Annotated in this window: 14 protein-coding genes; all 14 read left to right on the forward strand. The window is 65.3% G+C overall.

Annotation, left to right across the window (positions count from 1 at the left end; all coding sequences use genetic code 11):
- Window positions 1-219: 219 nt before the first annotated feature.
- The 14 genes from QZS13_RS02240 (at window position 220) to QZS13_RS02305 (ending at window position 19,122) form a co-directional block, all read left to right on the forward strand.
- Entirely contained in the window at window positions 220-2,124 is a 1,905-nt protein-coding gene (locus QZS13_RS02240; RefSeq protein WP_295584988.1) for a nucleoside-diphosphate sugar epimerase/dehydratase, read from the forward strand.
- 18 nt (window positions 2,125-2,142) lie between these two features.
- Window positions 2,143-2,820 (forward strand): hypothetical protein, encoded by a 678-nt coding sequence (locus QZS13_RS02245; protein ID WP_295584991.1) that lies wholly within the window; start codon window positions 2,143-2,145, stop codon window positions 2,818-2,820.
- Window position 2,821: 1 nt separating this feature from the next.
- Complete coding sequence (locus tag QZS13_RS02250; protein ID WP_295584993.1) at window positions 2,822-3,568, forward strand: tyrosine-protein phosphatase; 747 nt, start codon at window positions 2,822-2,824, stop codon at window positions 3,566-3,568.
- 9 nt (window positions 3,569-3,577) lie between these two features.
- Window positions 3,578-4,375, forward strand: a complete 798-nt coding sequence (locus tag QZS13_RS02255) for a hypothetical protein (RefSeq protein ID WP_295584995.1) — start codon at window positions 3,578-3,580, stop codon at window positions 4,373-4,375.
- Window positions 4,376-4,383: 8 nt separating this feature from the next.
- Window positions 4,384-5,844 carry a polysaccharide biosynthesis tyrosine autokinase gene (locus QZS13_RS02260; RefSeq protein WP_295584997.1) on the forward strand — a complete coding sequence of 487 codons (1,461 nt, stop codon included), beginning with the start codon at window positions 4,384-4,386 and terminating at the stop codon, window positions 5,842-5,844.
- The gene (locus tag QZS13_RS02265) at window positions 5,831-7,294 is read left to right on the forward strand and encodes a polysaccharide biosynthesis tyrosine autokinase (protein WP_295584999.1); all 1,464 of its coding nucleotides are present in this window, start codon (window positions 5,831-5,833) and stop codon (window positions 7,292-7,294) included. The genes QZS13_RS02260 and QZS13_RS02265 overlap by 14 nt, the downstream gene beginning before the upstream one ends.
- 64 nt (window positions 7,295-7,358) lie before the next feature.
- Complete coding sequence (locus QZS13_RS02270) at window positions 7,359-7,838, forward strand: S24/S26 family peptidase (protein ID WP_295585001.1); 480 nt, start codon at window positions 7,359-7,361, stop codon at window positions 7,836-7,838.
- The gene (locus tag QZS13_RS02275) at window positions 7,828-9,600 is read left to right on the forward strand and encodes an ABC transporter ATP-binding protein (RefSeq protein WP_295585003.1); all 1,773 of its coding nucleotides are present in this window, start codon (window positions 7,828-7,830) and stop codon (window positions 9,598-9,600) included. The genes QZS13_RS02270 and QZS13_RS02275 overlap by 11 nt, the downstream gene beginning before the upstream one ends.
- Window positions 9,601-9,810: 210 nt before the next feature.
- Complete coding sequence (locus tag QZS13_RS02280; RefSeq protein WP_295585005.1) at window positions 9,811-12,069, forward strand: S-layer homology domain-containing protein; 2,259 nt, start codon at window positions 9,811-9,813, stop codon at window positions 12,067-12,069.
- Window positions 12,070-12,297: 228 nt separating this feature from the next.
- Complete coding sequence (locus tag QZS13_RS02285; protein ID WP_295585007.1) at window positions 12,298-12,561, forward strand: PqqD family protein; 264 nt, start codon at window positions 12,298-12,300, stop codon at window positions 12,559-12,561.
- A gap of 126 nt (window positions 12,562-12,687) precedes the next feature.
- A complete protein-coding gene (locus QZS13_RS02290; protein ID WP_295585010.1) occupies window positions 12,688-12,936 on the forward strand; it encodes a hypothetical protein in 249 nt (82 codons plus the stop codon).
- Between the two features lies 1 nt (window position 12,937).
- Entirely contained in the window at window positions 12,938-13,810 is an 873-nt protein-coding gene (locus tag QZS13_RS02295) for a hypothetical protein (protein WP_295585012.1), read from the forward strand.
- On the forward strand, window positions 13,785-14,924 hold the full coding sequence (locus QZS13_RS02300; protein ID WP_295585014.1) for a radical SAM protein: 1,140 nt from the start codon (window positions 13,785-13,787) through the stop codon (window positions 14,922-14,924). Before QZS13_RS02295 ends, QZS13_RS02300 begins: the two co-directional genes overlap by 26 nt.
- Before the next feature lie 67 nt (window positions 14,925-14,991).
- Window positions 14,992-19,122, forward strand: a complete 4,131-nt coding sequence (locus QZS13_RS02305; protein WP_295585016.1) for a hypothetical protein — start codon at window positions 14,992-14,994, stop codon at window positions 19,120-19,122.
- Window positions 19,123-19,155 lie beyond the last annotated feature (33 nt).

Here is a 19,155-nt window from a genome sequence, read left to right on the forward strand (position 1 = left end):
ACCGGCGCCGTCAACGGCTGCGGGGCAACAAAGGCAAAATTTGCCGCAGACGTGGGACAATTGTCCGCCCGGGCCGCATTTTGCCGGAAAGAGCCCGTGAAAAATCCGGGAAAAGGAAGAAATGCGCCGGGCATATTTGACTTTCCATTTGCTGGGGGATATAATAATTCCAACCATGCGTTTTTTGGTGTTATCTGGAAGGAGAGAGGGGGGCTTGCCGTGGCAAAATTCCGGGGTCAGATCGTGCTGGCCGTCGACGTGTGCATCATCTTCGCCTGCAACTTCGCCCTCTTTTTCCCGGCGCTTTTGCGGCAGGACATCCGACTTTTGAACCTGGTGGGCCACATCGGCCTTCTGACGGTGTGCGTGCTGGTGTTCCAGCTGCTGCTCAAGACCTACAACAGCCTCTGGCGCTACGCCGAGAGCCGGGAGTACTTCGTGCTGCTGGCGGGCATGAGCCTGGGCTTCATCCTCTACGCGGTGCTCAACCTGACGCTGGAGACCAGCCGCATCTGGATCACCCGGGCCCTGACGGGCACCGCCCTGGCCCTTTTGTGCATGCTGGCGGTGCGCTTCCTCTACCGGATCTACCGGCTCAAAGTAGCCGGCCGGGGGGCCGAGGGCCGCAGCTACGCGGCGATCCTGGGCGCCGGGAACCTGGGCGTGAGCCTGCTGGGGGAGCTGGTGAGCAATCCCCGGGGCCGCTACATCCCCTACTGCCTGGTGGACGACGCCCCGGACAAGATCGGCAAGCGCATCCACGGCGTGCCCGTCCGGGGGCCCATCGACCGCCTGGGGGAGCTTTTGCAGGACACCCCCGTCACGGAGCTGATCCTGGCCATCCCCAATCTGGACGCCGCCCGCCAGACGGAGATCCTGCGCCGGTGCGCCGAGACCAACTGCCGCCTCCACATCCTGGAGGACCCGGTGACCCAGCTGGGCCGGGAGGGCGCGTCGCTGACGGCCAGCATGCGGGAGGTGCAGATCGAGGACCTGCTGGGCCGCAAGCCTGTCCAGCTGGACAACGACCGCATCCGCAGCTTCCTTGCCGGCAAGACCGTGCTGGTCACCGGCGGCGGCGGGTCCATCGGCTCGGAGCTGTGCCGGCAGATCGCAGGCTACGGCCCCAGGCGCCTTGTGATCGTGGACATTGCGGAAAACACCACCTACGGCCTGCAAAACGACCTCCTCCACCTCTACGGCAAGAGCCTTCCGCTGTCGGTGGAGATCGCCTCCGTCCGGGACCGGAAGAAGATGGACCAGCTCTTTGACCGCTACCGGCCCCAGGTGGTGTTCCACGCGGCGGCCCACAAGCACGTGCCCCTCATGGAAAACTGCCCGGAGGAGGCGGTGAAGAACAACGTCTTCGGCACGTACAACACCGCCTTTGCCGCCCGGAAGTACGGGGCGGAGAAATTCGTCCTCATCTCCACGGACAAGGCGGTCAACCCCACCAACATCATGGGGGCCACCAAGTACCTGTGCGAGCAGGTGATCCAGGGCCTGCGGGGCGGGCGGACGGCCTTTGCCGCCGTGCGCTTCGGCAACGTGCTGGGGTCCGACGGGTCCGTGATCCCCCTCTTTAAAAAGCAGATCGCCTACGGCGGCCCCGTCACCATTACGGACAAGCGCATCATCCGCTACTTCATGACCATCCCCGAGGCGGTGCAGCTGGTGCTGGAGGCGGGCTCCTTCGCCCGCAGCGGCGAGGTGTACGTGCTGGATATGGGCGAGCCGGTCCACATTCTGGACCTGGCGGAAAAGCTCATCCGCCTCTCCGGCTTCACCCCCTACGTGGACATCGACATCCAGGAGGTGGGACTGCGGCCCGGGGAGAAGCTCTACGAGGAGCTGCTCACCGCCTCGGCGGGACTGCGCCGGACGGAGAACGAGAAGATCTTCGTGGAGGAAAAGCCCGACGTGGACGAGGGCGAGATGAAAAACTGGCTGGAGGAGCTGGCGGCCGCGGCGGAGCGGGGCGGACGGGAGGAGATCTTCCGGGTGCTGCGCACGCTGGTGCCCACGTTCCGCAGCCCCGAGGAAGTGAACCGGGAGGCCATCCGCGCCGTGCGGGAGGGCCAGGCCAACCAGCTGGAGGACCTGGCCGCCGTGGCCCGGGTGTGAACGAATAAGGAGAAGAGCATGAAAAAAGGCGGAAAGATCGCGCTGGGCGCCGTGGCGGTGTTGGCGGTGGCCGGCGTGGCCGTGGCGGCCTGGCAGTGGAACAACCTCAATGCCCTGCGCTACGGGCTGACCCTCTCCCAGGCGGACATCGATGAGAAGCTGGCGGAAAACGAGCAGACCCTCACCGGCGCCATGGAGGAATACCATGTGCGCAGCTACGAGTTTTCCGAGGAGGAGCTGCGCCAGTTGGACGAGGGGACCCTCTCCGTGGCGGACGCGGCCAAAAAGCTCATTGACGGCGACGTGCCCGCCGCCGAAGCCCCGGACGTGCAGACCGGCGCCCAGGCCCAGAGCGACCTGGACGCCCAGATCCAGGAGCAGATCGCCCAGATGTACGTGCTGCGCAGCACGTACATCGCCAAGCTGGAGTCCATCGCCCAGGCGGCCATCGACGAGTACACCCAGGGCGAGCACACCGACGAGAACAAGGCCGACGTGGTCTACAAGCGGGTGGAGGAGCTGACGGACCTGGAGGCGGACTGCGACGCCCAGGTGGCGGATGTGGTGGCCCGGCTGCGGGAGCTTTTGCAGCAGGCGGGCCGGGACGACTCCCTGGCCCGGCAGGTGGAGAAGACCTACCAGGAGGAAAAGAGCCTGAAGAAGGCCGCCTACCTGGAGCAGTTCCGCAACGGCTGAGATGACGGACCTGCACTGTCACATCCTCCCCGGTGTGGACGACGGCGCCGCCGGGATGGACGAGAGCCTGGCCATGGCGGCCCTGGCCCGGGAGAGCGGGGTGGAGGCCATGGCGGTGACCCCCCACTGCAACGTGCCGGGGGCCTATGAAAACTATGCCGGACCGGAGCTTTCCGAGCATCTGGAGGCTCTGCGCGCCGCCGTGGGAGCGGACGGTCCGGCGCTGTATGCGGGCATGGAGGTGTTCGCCACCGCCGACGTGCCCGACCTGCTGGACCGTGGGCGGCTGCTGACCTTGGGCGGCAGCCGCTATCTTTTGGTGGAATTCGCCTTTGACGAGTCCCCCGCCTTCGCCGAGGACATCCTCTCGGCCATCGCCGCCCGGGGCACGGTGCCGGTGGTGGCCCACCCGGAGCGCTACGACTTCATCCAGGGGGCGGAGGAGCGGCTGCTGGACTGGGCCGGCCGGGGCTGGGTGCTCCAGATCAACAAGGGCAGCCTTGCGGGCCGGTTCGGCCGCCGGGCCCGGCACACGGCCCGCTGGTGCCTGGACCGGGGGTGCGTCCACCTGATGGCCTCCGACGCCCACAGCCCCTACCGCCGCACCCCCCGTCTGGACGAGGCCTGGGAGCTGACCGCGGCGGCGGTGGGGCCGGACATCGCGGATTTTCTGCTGGAGGAGAACCCCCGGCGCATTCTGGCAGACCGGCCCGTGCGGCCGGTGCTGGAGGAATTTGAACGAGCTTGAGGAGCGACTATGAGACGACTGCGTATCATCACCCTGGTGTGTTTTGTGCTCTCGGCACTGCTGCTGGGGGCGTCCACGGCCTACCGGGCCTATACCGCCGACGAAACCATCCCCGTCATCGACTGCCCGGATACGCCCCTGGTGCTGTCCGTGGCGGACAGCGGCACCGACGCCCTGGTGCGGGACGTGACCGCCCGGGACGAAAAGGACGGCGACCTGACGGACTCTCTTCTGGTGGAGGGCATCGCCCGGGACGAGAGCGGGCAGCTCATCGTCACCTACGTGGTGGCCGACAGCGACCGCCACGTGGTCTCCCGGACCCGGCCCCTGGTGTACACAGACTATACGCCCCCCCGGTTTTCCCTGACGCAGGAGCTGCGCTACTCCATGGGCGCCAGCGTGCGCATCAAGGACCGCATGAGCGCCTGGGACGTGATCGACGGGGATTTGTCCGACCGGATCAAGGTCAACTCCAATGACCTCTCCCCCTACTACGAGGGCACCTACCCGGTGACCTTCGAGGTGACCAACAGCCTGGGCGATACCGCCAGCGTGACGCTGGACGTGGTCATCCGCAACTACGCCGCCGGGGAGCCCCGGATCACATTGACGAAGTACCTGGTCTACCGGACGGCGGATGAGCCCTTCGACCCCATGGCCTATGTCTCGGAGGTCAGCGGCGGCGGGGCCGTGTCGGCCCACCTGCCGGAGGGCGGCCTCCGGAAGGGGGTCAGCCGGGTGACCTACACCGCCGCCGGCACCGGCGGCGCCGTGGGTACCGCCACACTGTATGTCATCACGGAGTGAGGTGCGCAATGGAAGAACAAGAGATGTTTCACTGGGCGGAGCTCAACCCCGTGTGCCTGCTGCGGCGGCTGGGGCGGGACGTGCTGATGATCGCGGCGGCGGGGCTCATCGCCGTCATGCTGACCATGACGGCCATCCAGAGCCTGTACCGGCCGGAGTACACCGCCAGCGCCACCCTGGCCGTCAGCGTCAAAAGCGGCGGCTATTCGTCGGTGCTGTCCAACCTGACCCTCTCGTCGGAGATCGCCGACACGTTTACGGAGCTTTTTGAGAGCAACATGTTCAGCGGCATCGCCGCCAGCCAGCTGGGCCGGTCCTCCCTGCCCGGGGAGCTGACGGCCTCCGTGCTGCCGGAGACGAACCTGCTGGTGCTGACGGTGACGGCGGACGCCCCGGAGGACGCCTTCCGGACCCTGGAGCTGCTGCTGGACAACTACGACGCCGTGTCGGAGTACGTATTTCAAAACGTGATCCTCAAGGTGCTGGACAGCCCCTCCGTGCCCACGGCGCCGTCCAACCCGGTGAACCGGGGGCTGCTGCTGCGGCGGGCGTTTTTGATCGGCGCCGGGGCCATGGCGGCGGCGGTGCTGGCCATCGCCGTGCTCTCGGACACGGTGCAGACCTCCCAGGGCCTGCGGCGCAAGCTGGACGTGAAGCTCTTTGCCACCATCCACCACGAGGTGAAAAACAAGACCCTGCGCACCAAGCTGAAAAAGGCCAACCAGGGACTGCTCATCACCATGCCCGTGGCCAGCTTCTGCTTTACGGAGGAGGTCTACAAGCTTGCCTCCAAGGTGGACTTTGCCGCCCGGCACGGGGAGCGGAAGGTGATTTTGGTCACCAGCGTGGCGGAAAACGAGGGCAAGTCCACGGTGGCGGCCAACCTGGCCCTGGCGCTGACCCAGGGGGGACGGAAGGTGCTGCTCATGGACGCGGACCTGCACAAGGCCGCCCAGTACAAGCTCTTCCACTCCAAGCCCGCCGCGGAGCTGGCGGACATGCTCCAGGGGGAGGCGGCCTGCGCCCCGGAGTATCTGGAGCGGGAGCACCTCTACACCCTCTTTTCCACCCGCAGCAGCGACGCGGCGGCGGAGCTGATCGCCTCGCCGGCCATGGGGGAGCTTTTGGAGCGGGCCCGGCGGGAGATGGACTACATCGTCATCGACTCGCCGCCCATGGCCCTTTTCTCCGACGTGGAGGCCCTGGCGGACCAGGCGGACCTTTCGCTGCTGGTGGTGCGCCAGGACGTGTCCCCGGCCCGGCGGATCAACGACACGGTGGACCTTTTGAGCCAGTGCCGGGCAGAGCTTTTGGGGTGCGTGTTCAACGACGTGCGGGGCATGCCGTTTTCCACGGACCACTACGGCTACGGCTACGGGTACGGCTATGGGTACGGCGGCTACGGATACGGCAGCAAACACCGCGGCAAGGGCGCGGAGACGGCGGGAGGCAGCGATGGACGAGCATAAGCACAATACGGAGCCGGAGAAGATCGACATTTTCCGGCTGCTTCAGGAGTTCGGCCGGGCCATGGGGAAGCTGTGGTGGCTGCCGGCGGTGCTGGCGGTGGTGTGCGCCGCGGGCCTGGGATTGCGGGCCTGGCGCAGCTACACCCCCCTGTACGCCTCGGAGGTGACGTTCACCATCCAGATGGACAGCACCTCCCTCACCGACATCGGCGGCACCACCAGCTACTACGACAAGGCCACGGCGGAGCAGCTGACCAAGACCTTCCCCTACCTCATCCAGTCGGAGCTCATGCAGACCAAGCTCCGCCAGGCCATGGGGGTGGACTATCTCAACGGCAGCATCTCCGCCCAGACGGTGGACAACACCAACCTCTTTTCCCTGCGGGTCACCAGCCCGGACCCCCAGGACGCCTACGATATTTTGATGGCGGTCACCCAGGTTTACCCCCAGGTGGCCGACTACGTGATCGGCAACACGGTGATGAACCTTTTGACGCAGCCGGAGGTGGCCCAGGCCCCCTATAACGCCTTCCGCCCGGTGCGGACGGTGTGCAAGGGCGCGGCGGCGGGCTGCGTGCTGGGCCTCGGGATCGTGCTGCTCTACGCGCTGACCCGCCGGAGCATCCGGGACCCGGAGGACATCCGGCGGCGGCTGAACCTCAAGTGCCTTGCCACGCTGCCCAAGGTCACGTTCAAGCGCCGGGGCAAGGCCATCGACCAGCGGATCTCCATCCGCAACGGCCGGGTGAGCTCGGCGTTCCAGGAGAGCGTGCGCAGCATGCGGATGAAATTCCTGCGCCAGGCGGAAAAGGAGGGCGCCCGGGTGATTCTGGTCACCAGCACCCTCCCCGGGGAGGGAAAGACCACCGTGGCGGTGAACCTGGCCCTGACATTGAGCCAGAGCGGCGCAAAGGTGATATTGGCGGACATGGACCTGCGCAAGCCGTCGGTGAAGGCGGCGCTGGGGGTGGAGACGGCCTCCCGGGGCGTGTGGGAGGTGCTCTCCGAGGGCACGCCGGCGCTCCAGGCCCTGACGGCGGTGGAGGGCACCACGCTGCGTCTGCTGGCGGGGGACCGCCCCGCCCAGGACGCCCGGCAGTTCCTCACCTCCCGCCGTCTGGGGACGGTGGTGGACCAGCTGCGTCGGGAGGCGGACTACGTGATTCTGGACACGCCCCCCAGCGGCCTTCTGGCCGACAGCGCGGGGCTTACCCGGCTGGCGGACGGCACGCTGTACGTGCTGCGGGCGGGGGCGGTGGAGGTGTCCCACATTGTGGACAGCCTCCAGTTCCTCTCGGAGACGGGCACGCCCATCTTAGGGTGCGTCCTCAACGGCGTCCAGACCGGACAGGGGGGCTACGGCTACGGCTATGGCTACGGCTACGGCGGCTACCACGCCTACGGCTACGGCAAATACGCCCGCCGCAAGACCCGGCCGGAGGAGGAGTGAACCCAAAAGCCGCCCGCGCACCGGGCGGCTTTTTTTCTAAAACCCCGTGAGAGGAGGGAGCGCCGTGGAGCAGCGGCCCCGGCAGGTGGACGCCCGGACGTACCTGCCCGTATTGATGGAGCTTTTGGACCAGGGCCGTCAGGTGACGCTGACGGTCACCGGCGGCAGCATGACCCCGTTTCTCGTCCACGGCCGGGACGCCATCTGCTTTTCCCGGCCCCAGGGCCCCCTGCGCCGGGGGGACATGGCCTTTTTCCGCCGGGCGGACGGGTCGTACATCATGCACCGGATCTGCCGCGTCACGGCGGCGGGGTACTTCCTGGTGGGAGACGGCCAGCAGGCGGTGGAGGGCCCGGTGGCGCCGGAGCGGGTGTTCGCCGTGGTGACGAAGGTCCGCCGCCGGGGACGCTGGATCGGCCCGGAGGACTTCTGGTGGCGGTTTTTCGCCGGACCCTGGCTGTGGCTGCGGCCGGTGCGGCCGGCGCTGCGCCGGGGATGGAGCCTGGTGCGCCGGGTGAGAGGAGGGGAGCGCCGTGGATCGTAAAGTGCAGGAGCCCACGCTGCTGGGGTCCCGGGCCCTGGGGGCCCTGGCGCGCCGGTGGCGGGAGGGCACATTGGGAGAGCTGGCGGAGGACTGGCGGTGGATCTTCACCTTCACCCGCCGCTACCGCTGGGCCGTGGTGTGCTACGTGGTCATGGGCGTGGCGGGCTCGTCGCTGAGCATCGTCTCCGCCCTGGCGGGCAAGTACGCCATCGACGTGATCACCGGCTACCAGTTCTCCCGGCTGGGGACCCTGGCGGCGGTGATGGTGGGCTCGGCCCTGGCCAGCATCCTGCTGCGCAGCGTCATCTCCCGGGTGTCCGCCCGCATCAGCCTCTTTGTCAGCTGCGACATCCAGGCCAGCGTCTTCGACGCGGTGCTGGGGGCGGACTGGCTGTCCCTGAACGATTATACCAGCGGCGAGCTGGCCAGCCGGTTTTCCGCGGACGTGAACACCGTGGCCTCCAACGCCATCGGGTGGCTTCCGAACCTGGTCATCGGCGCCTACACCTTTGCCGCCACCTTTGCCGTCATCTTCCACTACGACCGCGTCATGGCCCTGCTGGCCCTGGCCAGCGCCCCGTTTTTGCTGCTCAGCTCCCGGCGCCTGATGGGCCGCATGCGCAGCTGCAACCAGCGCATGAAGGAGACGGGCAGCGCCCTGATGAGCTACGAGGTGGAGACTTTTTCCAATCTGGACACGGTCAAGAGCTTCGGCCTGGCGGACGCGTGCGGCCGCCGGCTGCGGGAAAAGCAGTCGGACTACCGCGCCGCCGGACTGGACTACAACCGCTTTTCCGTCCGCACGGAGGCGGCGCTGTCCCTGTTGGGCACGGCGGTGCAGATGGCGGGCTTTTGCTACTGCCTGTATCTTCTCTGGTCGGGCCGCATCGTCTACGGCACCATGACCCTCTTTTTGTCCCAGAGCGCCCGGCTCTCCACCACGTTCCGCTCCCTGGTGGGGGTGGTGCCCGCCTTTTTGACCTCCGCCGTCTCCGCCCGGCGCATCCGGGAGCTGACGGAGCTGGAGCGGGAGCCCCCCGCCTCCGGCGCCGCCCCCGGCCGTCCGGGCTTTACCGTGGCCATGGAGGGCGTCACGTTTTCCTACGGCGGGGCGGCGGTGATGACCGGGTCGGACTTCATCGCCCGGCCCGGGGAGATCGTGGGGCTGGTGGGGCCCTCCGGGGAGGGCAAGACCACGCTGCTGCGGCTCATCCTGGGCCTGGTGCGGCCGTCGGCGGGACGGGTGTACCTGCGCTCTGCCGACGGGGTGGAGACGGCGGCGGGGGCCGACACCCGGCCCCTGATCGCCTACGTGCCCCAGGGCAACACGGTGCTCTCTGGCACCGTGGCGGACAATCTGCGCCTGGTGCGGCCCGACGCCACGGAGGCGGACATGGAGCGGGCGCTGCGCCTTGCCTGCGCCTGGGACTTCGTCTCCCGGATGCCCGGCGGGCTCCACGCCTCCGTGGGGGAGCGGGGCCGGGGCCTCTCCGAGGGGCAGGCCCAGCGGCTGGCCATCGCCCGGGCCATATTGAAGGACGCCCCGGTGCTGCTGCTGGACGAGGCCACCTCCGCCCTGGACGTGGCCACGGAGCGGCAGGTGCTGCGGGCCATCGCGGCGGGCTGTCCGGACAAGACGCTCATCCTCACCACCCACCGGCCCAGCGCCCTGGGCCTTTGCCGCCGGGCCTACCGGGTGGTGGACGGCCGCGTCCGGGTCCTGACGCCGGAGGAATCCGCCGCCATGGCCGGGGATTTCTGATCCGGCGGCGCCGCCGGGGGATGGAAGGAAAAACCCAAAAATGAAAAAATTATCCAATTTCCACCGGTTTTGCAGTTGCCCCGCCGGAAAGTGTATGTTATAATAAATTCCAGTTTATGTGGCTGTGTTCCAACCAGCACGCGGCCCTGTTCCGCCCTGTCGGAGGCGGTGCGTCCGGGGCTGCAAAATGTGTAAATGGAGGTATCGGACATGCGAAAACACAGAGTTTTTGCGGGAATCCTGGCTGCCGTCATGCTCCTTTGCATGGCGCCGTCCGCGCTGGCCGCCGATGCGGCGCAGTACAACGGGCCGACTCCCGGACAGAAAAACCATAACGGCATCCTGCTGGACAAGACCGCAGAGAGCCTCAACGGCAACATGGAGACCACCATGACGCTGACCATCTCCGCCCCCTCGGACCAGAACCCGGTGGCGGTGGAGTTCGTGCTCGACGGCACCAGCAGCCTCTACAGCGCGGGGGATCTGACCCTGGTCAAGACCCTGGCCGAGCAGCTGCGCTCCACCTTCGTGAAAAACGAGAACGTCTACGTGGGCGTCACCGTCTTCGGCAACAAGGCCAAGACCGTCCTGCCCATGACCACCGTGCCGGAGGCCATCGATGAGGATCTGGCCGACAGCGTGGCCGATCTGCTCCAGACCACGGACAGCCTGCGGGGCTCCAACGTCCAGTCCGGCATCCGGGCCGGCCTTGCGGACCTGGAGGGTGCGGCGCTGCCTGCGGACACCGAGAAGTACATGGTGCTGGTCACCGACGGCGGCAGCTACTCCTGGCTGAACGGCACCGAGTCCGTCCGCAACACCTACACCGCCGACGGCCAGACCCACGACCTGATGAACTCCGACGCAGCCGACGGCGGCTACGACGCCTTCCCCTCCCTCAACGCCCTGCTGGGTGAGAACATCCCCAGCGCGCCCCAGAACGTGACCGTCTCCGGCAGCGAGCCTCTGGCGGAGGCCGTGCAGGCCGTCAAGGACGACGAGAACCGGTACACCAACTTCGAAACCGGCGTGTACTGGGCCGCCAAGGAGCTGGAGACCATTCCCGACGACGTGAACCTGTTCACCGTGGGCCGGGACTACTACGCCGATGACGAAGACCTCTCCGCCCTGACGGAGCTGGCCGGCGAGTTTGTGGACATGGCCGTGGCCATGGACAGCACCGGCATCTCCGCCGGACTGAGCGCCGACAACCTCTCCGATGCCTTTGCCAAGATCGCCGGTGAGATGAACGTGGCCGTGTCCGCCGGCAGCACCGTGGTGGACTACATGGGCAAGACCCAGACTGACCGGGGCGAGACCGAGATCTACGACTTCGACCTGGAGAAGGATGCGACCATCACGCTGCGGGTGGGCAGCCAGACCTACACGGGTACCCTGGGCACCGGCAATACCATCACCTTTGCCGACGGCTCCCGCCTGGTGTACACCGACGGCGCCGACGAGCACTTCACCTTGACCCTGGGCACCGACATGGTCCGGGGCGGCAAGGTGAGCATCACCTACGTCCAGCAGCTGGTCAGATACGACGGCACCACCGGCCACCACGACGTGCTGACCAACGTGCAGGCCTACCTGCAGCCCGCCGGCTCCGGCGAGGGATTGCTGTTCCCCGAGCCCAGCCTGAGCTACCGCAGAAGCAGCGGCGGCGGTGGCGGCGGCGACGGCGGTGAGACCATCATCCCCGATGACGATGTGCCTCTGGCCGACCTGAACGACACCGACCACTACGCCTACATCATCGGCCGCAAGGACGGCCTGGTGCACCCCGAGGCCCAGATCACCCGCGGTGAGGTGGCCACCATCTTCTTCCGCATGCTCACTGACGAGTCCCGCAACGAGCTGTGGAGCCAGAGCAACCCCTACACCGACGTCCAGCCGGACACCTGGTGCAACGCGGCCGTGTCCACCATGACCCGGGCCGGCGTCATCGAGGGCTTCTCCGACGGCACGTTCCGTCCCTCCGCCCCCATCACCCGCGCCCAGTTCGCCACCATCGCGGTGCGCTTCTTCGACGTGACCTACTCCGGTGACGACAAGTTCTCCGACATTGCCGACCACTGGGCCAGGGACTACATCAACAAGGCCGCCGAGGCCGCCCTCATCAACGGCTTCTCCGACGGTACGTTCCGTCCCAACCAGAACATCACCCGCGCCCAGGCCATGGCCATCTTCAACCGGGTGCTGGGCCGTGCCCCCGACGCCGACCACATGCTCCCCGGCATGATTACCTGGCCGGACAACATGAACAAGAGCGCCTGGTACTATGCCGACATGCAGGAGGCCACCAACTCCCACGAGTATGAGGTGATGACCGCCGCCGACGGCAGCACCTACGAGGTCTGGACGAAGATCCTGCCCGTGCGTGACTGGGCCGCCTTCGAAAACGAGTGGGCCACGGTCAACTCCGCTTCCAACCCCGGCGAAGTGATTTCCGTTCCCGTGATCTGAGACGGATCGCATCCACGCAGTTCCGACGGGCCGCCGCACGAGAGTGCGGCGGCCCGCCTTGCGTTCCGGGGGAAAAGCGCCCGGGAGATTTGGGAAATTTTGCTGTTTTCCCCGGCGGAAGTTCTTGAATTTTCCAGTCCGCTGTGCTATCATATACACGATTATAAGCAAACGGCAGAGACTGCATGGCGGCTGCGGCCCCATGTGTCCGGAAGGGATGGAAAACGCGTGCGCGCAACGAGCGAAATGGTTCTGCGGGAGATCGCGGGGGAGTACCTGCTGATCCCCACCGGGGAGACCGCCCTGAAGATCCACGGGATGGTCACCCTCAGCGAAAGCGGGCTGCTGCTTTGGAAGAAGCTCCAGTCCGAGTGTACGGAGGATTCCCTGGTGGAGGCGCTCCTGGCGGAATATGAGGTGGACCCGGCCACGGCCCGGGCGGACGTGTGTGCCTTCCTCGAAAAGATGGACGAGGCGGGGCTCCTGGTCTGAGACGGCGGGACGGCCGTCCCGGCAGCGGGCGTAAGGATCGTAAAGCGGCAGCCGTCCGGCGGGACGGCTGAGCGGAATATGGCGCCGGGCGGCTGCGGGCCCGGGCGGAAACGAGAGGAGAAAACTATGAAGACGTATGTGAAGCCGGAGCTCTTTTTCGAGAGCTTTGAATTAGCACAGCATATTGCGGGGTGCTCGCTGACAATGAATGGTGATTTCGCGACTCCGGAAAACTGCTCTGCCAGCGGCACCATCTACGGCGTCACCCTGCCGGAAGGCGAGAGCTGGTTCCTCAATAACGGCGTGTGCACCGCCGAGGTGGAGGCCTACTGCTACACCAACGGCACCATGAGCGTGGCCACCATCAACTCGTAAGGTGCATACCCTGTCGTTCACGCTGGCGGACGTGACGGTGACGCTGGAGACACCGCTGCCGGTCGTCTGTACGGACAACTTCCGTCCCTTTCTGGGCAGAGGGGGGAGCCGGACGGTCCGGGCGGTGTTCCGGGAGGTGCCGGTCCTGCCGGAGGCGGCCGGGCGGACGGAGTACGAGACGGTGACCTTTTCCGTCCTGCGGACGGCGGAGGGCTTCCTCCGGCGCTACCGGGACCAGGACGGGCGGGTCTACGCGGTGGGCCGCACCACGCCGGAGGGCGCGGAGGTGGCCTATCTGCCCTGGAGCCGGCTCTACTTCTCCGAGACCCACAACTGCGTCTCCCACATTGCCCTGGAAGAGCAGCTCCTCCTGCGGGGGCGGCTGATCCTCCACGCGGCCTTCGTGGAGGCGGGGGAGACGGGCCTTTTGTTCTCCGGTCCCTCGGGGGTGGGCAAGTCCACCCAGGCGTCCCTCTGGGAGCGCCGGGGCGCCCGGATTCTCAACGGGGACCGGACGGTGGTGAGCCCGGACGGGGCCGACTGGACGGCCTGGGGCTCTCCCTACGCGGGCTCGTCCCGGTGCTTTTGCAATGAACGGCGGCGCTTGGGGGCCATCGCGGTGCTGTCCCAGGCGCCGGTGTGTTCGGTTCGGAGACTGACGGCGGCCCAGGCGTTCCGCCGTCTCTACCCCCATCTGACGGTCAACAGCTGGAGCGGCGGGTGCGTGGAGCAGGCCAGCGGCCTCTTGGCGGCCCTGGCGGCCCGGGTGCCGGTGTATCACCTGGCGTGCACGCCGGACGAGCAGGCGGTGGAGACCCTGGCAAAGGTCCTGAAGGAGGACAATGTGTGTGGATTTGAAGGAAGTTCGCTATGAGGCGCCGCTGACGCAGTACCTCTTCCATAAGGCAAGCCAAAGCCGGATTCCCCTCAGCGGGACGTTCGAGCTCTCGCCGGTGTGCAACCTTGCCTGCCGCATGTGCTACGTGCGGATGACGCCGCAGCAGGTGGCGGCCCACGGCCGTCCGGCCCTGCCGCTGGCGCGGTGGCTGGAGCTGGCGGAGCAGGCCCGCTCGGCGGGACTTTTATATTTGCTGCTCACCGGCGGGGAGCCGTTTTTGTGGCCGGACTTCTGGCCGCTCTACGAGCGATTGACGGCCATGGGCTTCGTGCTCACCGTCAACACCAACGGCACCCTCATCGACGAGGCGGCCATTGCCCGGCTGCGGGCGCGGCCCCCCACGCGGCTGAACATCACCCTCTACGGCGCCTCCAATGAGACCTACCGGTCCCTGTGCCGGGCGGACGGCATGTTCACCCGGGTAGACCGGGCCATCCGCGGCCTGCGGGAGGCGGGGGTGCTGGTCAAGCTCAACTGCTCCCTGACACCCCACAACGCCGGGGATCTGGAGGCTATGATCCGCTACGCCCGGGAGCGGTCGCTGATTCTGGAAGTCAATACCTATATGTTTCCCCCCATGCGGCGGGACCCCGGCCAGGTGGGCCGCAACGACCGGTTCACGCCGGAGGAGGCGGCCCGGCGGCACATGGAGCGCTACCGCCTGCAATACGGGGAGGAGACGTATGTACAATATCTGCAAAACGTGCTGCGGGGCATCGCGGACCCGCCGGGTCTGGACGAATCCTGTGTGGACCCGGTGGACGGCCGCATCCGCTGCCGGGCGGGCAAGGCGGCCTTCTGGGTCACCTGGGACGGCTGGCTCACTCCCTGCGGCATGATGACGGAGCCCCGGGTGGATCTGGCGGACGGGTCCTTTGACCAGGCCTGGCAGACCCTGACGGAGCGGAGTGCCCAGCTGCGGCTGTCGGGAGTGTGCGGCCAGTGTCCGGACCGGGACCTGTGCCACTCCTGCGCGGCCATGGCCCAGGCGGAGACGGGCAGTCCCGGGGGCATCCCCCGGTACCTTTGCCGCATGGTGGAGGCCATGAAGACCCTGGCCCGGCAGGAGCTGGACCGGCGGGGCCCGTAAAATCCCGTACTCTGCAAATCGGAGATTTGCGTTGAGATAGATGAAAAAACCGAGGAGGTTGAGAAATATGGTGAAAAGACACGGACTGAAAAAGGGACTGTCCCTGGTGCTGGTCCTCTGCCTGATCCTGAGCCTCATGCCCACCGTGGCCCTGGCCCAGGAGCCGACGGCCGTGACGGGCACAGAGGCCGCCGTGGGCGTGACCGGCACCGAGGGCACCGAGACTACCACGCCCGGCGGCGGTGAGACGGGTACCGAGACTACCACGCCGAGTACCGAAAACGGTGCCGGGACCACCACGCCCGCCGCCGGCGAGGCAGGTACCGGGACCACTACGCCCGGCGGCAGCGAGACGGGCACAGAGACCACCACGCCCGGCGCTGAAGATGAGACGGAAAAGGATGATCCTCTGGATGATTTCCTGGATGACGTCCTCAAACCCCTGCCCGGCGATACCGGTGACACCACCGGCCAGACCGGCAGCGGTGACACCGCCGGCCAGACCGGCAGCGGCGACACCAACACCAACCCCGACGGCAGCGAAGGTCAGACCCCCAACATCCCCACCGTGGATGTGAACGGGCCCAAGCCGGAGGCGCCCGAGGGCGTAGTGAAGCCCGACACGACGGTGCCCCAGGACCCGGCCACTGCGCCGTCCGATCCGCTGCCTGAGCTTCCTCCCACGGACAGCCAGCCTGCGGACGGCCAGCCTGCGGACGGCCAGCCTGCGGACGGCCAGCCTGCGGAGGTTCCCGAAGTGCAGGAGGAGGCTACGGTCACCGCAGAGGTGACTACGGAGGCAGACGAGTCGGTCACCATTGCCGTGACGGGCCCGGGCCTGACCGGCCTTACGGTGGAGGCGGTGCCCTCTGTCACCACACTGCCCGCGGAATCTGAGCAGGTGGACTATGTAGCCTATGATATCACGCCCATGGCGGGCGACGAGCCTTATACCGGCGAAGCCGACGTGACCATCCCCGTCCCCGCCGGTTGGGACGAGGACGCGGAGATCCACGGCTTCGTGGTCAACGGCAAGGGTGCGGAAGAGCCGGTGACGGTCGTTGAGGGCACCCCCAGCGAGGACGGCACCTCCTATACCTTTAGGGCCCCCCACTTCAGCGTCATGGGCCTGTATGCAGATCCCCAGCCGCTGGAGCTCACGCAGGTGGAAGTGCTCCTCAATGTAGGCCAGAATACTACGTATTCGGTTTCGGATGTTGATCTGAGAGGGAATGTCTCGGGTGATCTGGATGAATCCATTGCCACAGTAGACGTGGACTATCAGGAGATTACTGCCAGTACTACCCCCAGTAAGGTAAATTCCCTCGTTGCTGAAAAGAGCTATTATATCAGCGACGGCAACGGCAATTACCTGACCCTCTCCGGAGACGAATTGACCAATGCCACCAAGTTGGAAGAAGCTACACAGTGGACGTATGACGGGAGCGGTCACCTGTCTGCCGAGGGATATTATCTGCGCAATGACTGGGGCTTGGCGGTGACAGATCGAAGCAGTAGAGCTTCTAGGTGTACTTATAGTGATGGCGTCATTTATGTCGATAGAGCTTCGCTAGGTTATTATGAAGGATGGAATAAGTATTGGACCCTTGGTTACGGCACTTCCGCTGGCGCCTATGAAAAAGTGACCACCGAGGCAAGCAAAGCTACCGTCATCACCATCACCGGTAAGAGCGCGGGCGAGACCTCGGTGATCGTGGGCGACATCAAGTACAATATCACCGTTGAAGAGCAGGCTCCTGCCGGCGCCCTCACTGGGAGCACTCTGAAGGTGGAGTACTGGATCACCAACAGCACGGTAACGGCAGGGGGAGCCCAGAGCCTGACGATCAATATGGTTCAAGCCTCTACCGACGAAGGCGTGGAGATCGCGGACTTGGTACCCGCTGACGGTGTGCGTACCGGAAGTGATACAGAGGTGATGTTCTGGCAGGCCATGCGGCTGGACGCACAGAATCACCAGACCGGTGACGGCGGTGACGATGAGACGGCTGACGGCGAGGTGTTTACCCGGGTGCGGTATAACACCGAACAGAGCGCCTGGCAGTATTACGGCCAGGATAACGTCTGGCACTGGTTCTACTCCACCGATCAGGCGGTAGCCTACTATCTGCAGGTTACCGACGTCACCCAGGAGGTCACTACCACCACAAAGGACTGGGGCTACGATCCCAATGGAACAACACCCGATACCAGCGGAAAAAAGGGTCAGGTGGCGCTGTCCGTGGCGGTGGTGTACCCCGATGGTAAGCTCTCTCCTGCAGAAGATGCGATTTATCGCAATTCCACCACGATCTTCAACTTTTGGGAAAACCGGAATATTGGCATTCTCGCCGCCCTGAACAACGATGACTATGAGGTCACCAAAATCACGGTGACGAACGGTACACGGAATGGAAACAGCTCCGCGAATGTTTGGTATTCCGACGACTCCATCACCTGGGAGAAGAAGACGTTGGAGAATGGCTCTCAGTGGTACAATGAGACGGAATACTGGAACGAATCTGACGGCGGTGTTCCCACGATCAACGGCGCATCCATGGGCATTACCTGGATTGAAAAGAACACGGCCAAGCTGGTGCTGATCTATATCCAGCCCATTGAGAAGGAAACCAACCTGAACGTGGTCTGGTATGACGACAGCGCAAACAACAACATCTACTCCACCCAGGTGGTGGTCAGCGGCACCGGCAATGAGACTTTCTTCAATTCCCTGGTGCAGAGTTCTAAAGTTCCTCAGAATGGTGGAACGTTCACCTTGGACGATGATGCGTATGTGGTCAACAGCTCCAATGTGCATCAGACCTTCAACAAGGACCTGGCCACGCTGCAGGGCGAAGGTATTGCCGACCAGTACCGCAGCGGCCTCTATACGTATGTGAAAGCGGAGCTGTCCGCAGACGGCAAGACGCTGACCCTCCACTACCAGATCGACGACAGCAAGCTGGCACATCAGTATGTGGTGGACTTCGGCCTGCCTGTGAGCGTGCCTCTGTCGGATCTGGTGGAAGATATGAGCACGGTGCAGAGTGTGGAAGTGACCGATACGACGCTGGCCACGGTGGAGTCTGATAAATCCATCACCTTCCAGCCCGATGGGGTGATGGATGCAGTGATGGTCATCACCGCAAAGATTACCTTTAACGGCGGAGGTACTCAGAATATCCGGATCGGCTTTGTGCCCGCTTCCACCGTGTACTACGAAGAGGGCTTCATGGATCTGGATGGCTTCACCGGTAACCCTAGCAAGGGTACGAAGCATCAGACTACCTCCAAACTGGGCGCTGGTACTGTGTACGGCTACGACGCGGCGTATGACGGCGAGACCGGCGCCAGCAATGGCAGCCAGGCTACCAGCAATGCAGCCGGCTCCACGGCCAGCTTCTCCTTCACGGGCACCGGCGTGGACATCTACGCCAACTGCAATACCGGCACCGGCGTGGTCATGATCAAGGTCTATGACGATGCCAGCAAGCTCATCAAGCTGCTGACGGTGGACACCGCCATGAAGAATGGTGATACCCCTGCCACCGAGAACCAGGCGGTGACGGCGTACAACATCCCCATCGCCAGCATCGATGGGCTGAGCTACGATACCTATTCTGTAGAGATCGTCCATGTGGCGGACAAAAACAAGGAGGTCAAACCGGTGTATCTGGACGGCTTCCGGGTGCATCAGCCTCTGGGAATCTCTGATGGCAATAGCTACTATGGCGCTGATACCGAGGCGGGCGCGGAGATCTCCGAGCTCCGCGACGCGGTGCTCCGTGTGCAGCTGAACCTGGATGCGTCTGACAGCGAAAAGTATAAGGATCAGCTGGCCAACGCCAAGGCGCAGGTCTACGCCAAGACCGGCGGCGAGGGTGCTTCCGCCGTGGTGCTGAGCTATGCAGAGGACGGCGATGTGGCCATCGACATTCTGGACAACGGCCCCAAGAACGAGATCTACCTGCGCCAAAATGAGACTCTGGTGTTCGAGGTGGATCCCTCTGCGCAGAATGTTCAGGTGGGCCTGAAGCTGCTCACCGACGGTGCTGCCTGTACGATCAATGGTAAGGCAGTGACCTCCAGCACGGATATGTTCTACAAGGTAACGCCTGGCACGGACGGCAAGGTGACCATTGAGAATACCGGCACTGGGCTCCTCGCCGTCACAGAGCTGAAGATCGCCGGAAAGTAAACCATTTTCCCCAACGCAAACCAGCGCCCCCGG

It is taken from the genome of uncultured Oscillibacter sp., from assembly GCF_900546705.1.
In the GTDB taxonomy this organism is placed as follows: Bacteria; Bacillota; Clostridia; order Oscillospirales; family Oscillospiraceae; genus Oscillibacter.